General features: G+C 36.6%; 6 protein-coding genes and 1 pseudogene. 2 read left to right on the forward strand and 5 right to left on the reverse strand.

The annotated features are described in order from the left end of the window. Positions 1–981 (forward strand): methionine synthase (locus L652_RS0101530; RefSeq protein WP_024603219.1); only part of this gene is annotated, 981 nt, incomplete at its 5' end. Between the two features lie 116 nt (positions 982–1,097). Here the strand turns inward: L652_RS0101530 and L652_RS0101535 are convergent. From L652_RS0101535 to L652_RS0101550, 4 genes are all read right to left on the reverse strand, one after another. Further along, positions 1,098–1,523 carry a retropepsin-like aspartic protease gene (locus tag L652_RS0101535; RefSeq protein ID WP_024595307.1) on the reverse strand — a complete coding sequence of 142 codons (426 nt, stop codon included), beginning with the start codon at positions 1,521–1,523 and terminating at the stop codon, positions 1,098–1,100. Positions 1,524–1,635: 112 nt separating this feature from the next. Beyond that, positions 1,636–2,235, reverse strand: coding sequence for a DUF6624 domain-containing protein (locus L652_RS0101540; protein ID WP_024595308.1), 600 nt, complete (start codon positions 2,233–2,235; stop codon positions 1,636–1,638). A 650-nt stretch (positions 2,236–2,885) separates the two neighbouring features. Beyond that, on the reverse strand, positions 2,886–3,107 hold the full coding sequence (locus L652_RS0101545; protein ID WP_024595309.1) for a hypothetical protein: 222 nt from the start codon (positions 3,105–3,107) through the stop codon (positions 2,886–2,888). Positions 3,108–3,231: 124 nt separating this feature from the next. Further along, entirely contained in the window at positions 3,232–3,642 is a 411-nt protein-coding gene (locus tag L652_RS0101550) for a hypothetical protein (RefSeq protein ID WP_024595310.1), read from the reverse strand. A 331-nt stretch (positions 3,643–3,973) separates the two neighbouring features. Between L652_RS0101550 and L652_RS1000000125665 the strand changes: the two are divergent. Beyond that, a pseudogene (locus L652_RS1000000125665) lies at positions 3,974–4,256 on the forward strand (phage integrase N-terminal SAM-like domain-containing protein); the annotation flags it as partial. 123 nt (positions 4,257–4,379) lie between these two features. Here the strand turns inward: L652_RS1000000125665 and L652_RS0101555 are convergent. Next, positions 4,380–4,740: SDR family oxidoreductase (locus tag L652_RS0101555; protein ID WP_024603220.1), on the reverse strand; the 361-nt coding region annotated here is incomplete at its 5' end.

Here is a 4,740-nt window from a genome sequence, read left to right on the forward strand (position 1 = left end):
CTTGCGGAGCCAGAAACACTTTGGTCACCTTGGAAATTACAAGGTGACGAATTAACCCAAGGAAAACACGACGCCCTACGCTTGTCATTATTCGACCAACAACAAGCCGGTATTGATATTGTTAGCGATGGCGAGCAAACAAGGCAGCATTTTGTAACTACGTTTATAGAGCACCTAAACGGTGTTGATTTTGAAAAACGCAAAACAGTAAAAATTCGTGACCGATACGACGCAAGTGTACCTACAGTGGTTGGCCCTGTTAGCCGTCAAAAGTCTGTGTTTGTTGAAGACGCTAAATTTTTACGCAAGCAAACCAAGCAACCAATAAAATGGGCATTGCCAGGCCCAATGACAATGATCGACACGCTTTACGACGATCATTATAAAAGCCGCGAAAAACTAGCATGGGAATTTGCCATAATTCTCAACCAAGAAGCAAAAGAATTAGAAGCCGCCGGCGTTGATATCATCCAATTTGACGAGCCCGCGTTTAATGTATTTTTTGATGAAGTGAACGACTGGGGAATCGCCTGTTTAGAGCGCGCAATTGAAGGGCTCAAATGCGAAACCGCCGTGCATATTTGCTATGGCTACGGCATTAAAGCAAATACAGATTGGAAAAAAACACTAGGATCTGAATGGCGACAGTACGAAGAAGCATTCCCTAAGCTTCAGCAATCTAATATCGATATTATCTCACTAGAGTGCCATAACTCGCATGTACCAATGGATTTACTAGAACTTATTCGCGGTAAAAAAGTAATGGTAGGCGCAATTGATGTAGCAAATCACACTATCGAAACGCCAAAAGAAGTAGCTAATACGCTACGTAAAGCACTGCAATTTGTAGATGCCGACAAGCTCTACCCGTGTACAAACTGCGGCATGGCTCCACTACCTCACCATATAGCCAGAGGTAAACTAAATGCCTTGAGCGCAGGGGCTGAAATTATAAGAAAAGAGTTATTAGAAAAGAACTAGAAAAGTAGCTTTAAAATACAAATTGTAAACAATAACAACTGTCGCACCATGTCATAGTAAAACCCATAAACATGGTGCGTTAGCTTAAACCGACTAAAGAACAAAGTTTAGGTTAGTTATTTAATTTTTTTATTTAAAAGCTCTAACCTATTTTTTGAAAAATCGATAACTGCTTGGTATTGAATAAAAAAGGGAGAGCCTAACAAGCCATGTACTCCCTTTTCACCACCCGCCACCTGTACATGGTCAAGATTAAGTGACACAAAGGCAGGACTTTCAAACAAGGCACTACCAAACTCAATTGAATCAACTTCTATATCTCCCATAGCGTGATCCGAAGTGCCTAAGCCTGCTGCATTTTCAACATTGAGTTTTTCTTCAATGCCTAACTCACTTAGGCATCCCCTGTCTAAAACAGATGCGCCAGCGCCAGTATCTAAAATAAAACGTAACAATTTACCGTTAATTTTAGCTTCAACAATTTGGTGGCCTGTTTCTGATATTTCAAACTCAATTACAGTTTTGCCTTCAGATAAATTCATATACGTTCCTTGTTATAAAGTTTTTGAAATCTTACTTACTATTTTCAGCTTCCCACAATTAATAGCCAAATTTTACTAGTCGCCCACCTCAGGACGTTTTGTTAAATGTACATTAATTTAAGACTATTTCAGGGTGTTCTTTAATCCCGTACATTTTTTCCATTATTTTTAAGTAAAAATCTAAAGAGGGCATATTCATTTCTTTACGCCGCATATCTACATTAGTTTCATCTTCTATAGGGCTAAACACAACTTTAACTTCACTCACGTCAGCTTGAGTACCATAGATTTGTTTCTTTCCTTGTGCAATAAGAACTCTATCAGTTAAAAGAGCAACTTGTTGTCCGCTAACACCTTCTCCATTCAAATATGATTGTTTTAAATAAGGAAGCATTTTTACTTTAAATGCAACATCAGGTGAATGCTGAATGACTAAAAATGCTGCTCCAACTCCTTTAACTCCGACTAAATCCCTTGTTACCCAATGATGCTTTTTAATGATAGCTTTAAGTTTTCCTGTATTACTTTCATCTATTTTCATCATTTGTTCTAGGAGTGCTTTAGGCGGGTTTTGCCACCCAGCTTCTCCTATTTCGTTTCGAATATGTTGATCTTCAATTTCCATTTCAATTAGTTCTTTTTGCAGAGGAAGGTTAATTTCAGCAAAAGAATAAAAAGGTATTATCAACTGTAAAAATAATAGGTAACGCATCAACTGAACTCTCCTTGTACATATAACGAGCCTGTAGATTAACTCGTTTTTTAATTATTTTTATTGATAAACAAACCATAGCTGAGTTCCTATTTTGGTTCAATTGATTACTGTCTTTTTACACAGAATATAGAAGTGTTTGATATTGTTTTAATTGGCGTTTTGGAAGGGATTAAGGGTGGTTGAGTGGCTTTTATTTAGAGTAAGAGGGCTTACCCTTCTTAATTCATCGTGTTTTGCAGCTTTTCTATATTATGAGCAAGGCAATACAGTTGCCACACAATAAAGTAAAGGCATTGACTTTCGCTTGACCCCGTAAGGTCAGTTTATTCATGCCTTTGTTCACTGTAATATTCCGCTTTTTATTTAAAGGAAAGCCGGTTTAATACAGCCGAGTCGTTTGCCATTCTTTAATAAACAGCTATCGTAGCCCGATTGTGCTGTCTATTTTTACTTTCATTTTGTCTACATAGCTCAGCTTTTTGCGTGATTCATTATTTATAATAGTGCACTCTTCATACTGTTTTTGTTGGCTTTTTTCCTAATGATTAGGATAGGTGTCATCCTAATCATTATTTTCCTCAAAGTGATGAGGAGGTGTCCACTAAAACGGGTCAGGAGCATTGTCCTTGTTTAACAGCTTGTTATAACTAATTACCACTTCTAAGCTGTTCTTTTAAGTTAACGTTTTCATTTTTCAATATTTCAACTTGCTGCTTGTAAGATGCAACTTCACTTTTTAAACTAGAAACATCAGACTGTATCTCATCTAGTTTTTCTACAATTTCTATGGAACGTGCATTCCCCAAAAAGAGAACAATTAACGCTATTACGAATAACGTGCCACCAGTTAACTTTACTTTTGATTCCATCCACTACAGCTCCTTTGGTTATAACGCCCAAATAACAGGCAAAAAATTGTTGGCTAAAATGGCGACGAAGGAGCAAAAAGCCAACTGTTTTTTGTCCTAGTTTATTTGCTTGTTAGATGCCGTATTATGCTAAGATATCAACCTTTCCATTTAGCTGTTTACCGTCAAGATCTTTAAATTTATTTAAAACACCTGATAAAAAGTCAGTATTCTCACCAATGCTTTTTTTTAAATCTATAGATTTTTCAACTTGCCCAATTAAGTCTACTTTGATTTTACCTATTTTTTCGGGATCATTATTATATTGTTCAAGAACATTTAATGGTATAAATGGCACCACATCAAGTAAAGCACTTTCCCCTGATTTAATTAATGTATTAATTTCATCAATTGATATGTTTCTCATATCAATCTTTGTAGGTTGTGAATTATTTTGGTTTATGTTTTTTTCTACAGCAATAGATTCAGTCGGCATTTTATTGCCGCTAGATGCTGTCGTAATGGAATAGTTTTGCCCTACATTTGAAATATTCATATTAAACTCCTCGTGCATTAATAGATATTTGATATTAAAGCAAAAGATGTACCATGTTAGATATTATACTAATGACTATTTTAGGCATATAACAATTTTGTCTACGACATTTGTCGTTTTATAAACAGACAAATGTCCATATATTACAGTGCATTTATCTTAATCATCAAATAAACACCTGTAAACAATTAGTTAACTATAAGTTTTTTCCTTAATGTAGAAATACACCGAAATGGTGGAGATCAGTAATATTGGACAAAACAATAAGCACTGTCTATACACACAGCCGCACTTTATTCGAGCTTAATATCATGAAATCACCTTTTTAACTATGATAGCCGAACAAATGTATCTAAAGCGTTATGCTAAAAGTACTATTAAAGCGTACTTATACTGGATAGCTTCGTTTATTCGATTTAACTCTATGAGGCACCCAACAACGATGGGAGATAATGAGGTCGAACTTTTTTTAGCTTTTTTAAACTCGTTTATTCAACCAACAAAATGCTGCTCCTAACACTCAAACACAAGCCTTAAATGCGTTGAGCTTTTTATTTAAAGAAGTGATTAATAAGCCACTCTCATTAGGTTTTATTAAAAGCAAACGAGCAACTAATTTCACAACAAAATGCCAACGCCGTTATCAGCCCTTTTTCAAGATTATAAACTCCTCGATTTAAAACAAAAAAGCATAACCCAAAGAGCTATGCTTTTAATCAACCTTAATCCAGTTCGGTTTACAAACGAATGCCGCCGTCTATTTCAACCACGCGACCGGTAAAAAAGTCGTTTTCAATTATGTATTGTGCAGTATGGGCAATTTCGTCGCTTTCGCCTAAGCGCCCTACTGGCGTTACCGCGAGCATACGTTGTTTGGCTTCTGGCTTCATGGCGTCTGTCATGGCGGTACTTATTACACCTGGTGCAATAGCGCCTACACGTATACCAAATCGGCCAAGTTCTTTAGCCCATGTGGTGGTAAGTGCCACTACGCCTGCTTTTGATGCTGCGTAGTTTGTTTGGCCTATGTTACCTGCGCGCGCTACGCTCGACATATTAACTATAACGCCGCCTTTACCAGATTCAATCATGTGGCTT

This window comes from Pseudoalteromonas sp. TB25 (genome assembly GCF_000497995.1).
Lineage (GTDB): Bacteria > Pseudomonadota > Gammaproteobacteria > Enterobacterales > Alteromonadaceae > Pseudoalteromonas > Pseudoalteromonas distincta.

Excerpts from the sequence above, each read along its gene's own strand:
- L652_RS0101535 (WP_024595307.1), bottom strand. The coding sequence starts at position 1,523 with ATGAATTTATCTGAAGGCAAAACTGTAATTGAGTTTGAAATATCAGAA.
- L652_RS0101540 (WP_024595308.1), bottom strand. The coding sequence starts at position 2,235 with ATGCGTTACCTATTATTTTTACAGTTGATAATACCTTTTTATTCTTTT.
- L652_RS0101550 (WP_024595310.1), bottom strand. The coding sequence starts at position 3,642 with ATGAATATTTCAAATGTAGGGCAAAACTATTCCATTACGACAGCATCT.
- L652_RS0101545 (WP_024595309.1), bottom strand. The coding sequence starts at position 3,107 with ATGGAATCAAAAGTAAAGTTAACTGGTGGCACGTTATTCGTAATAGCG.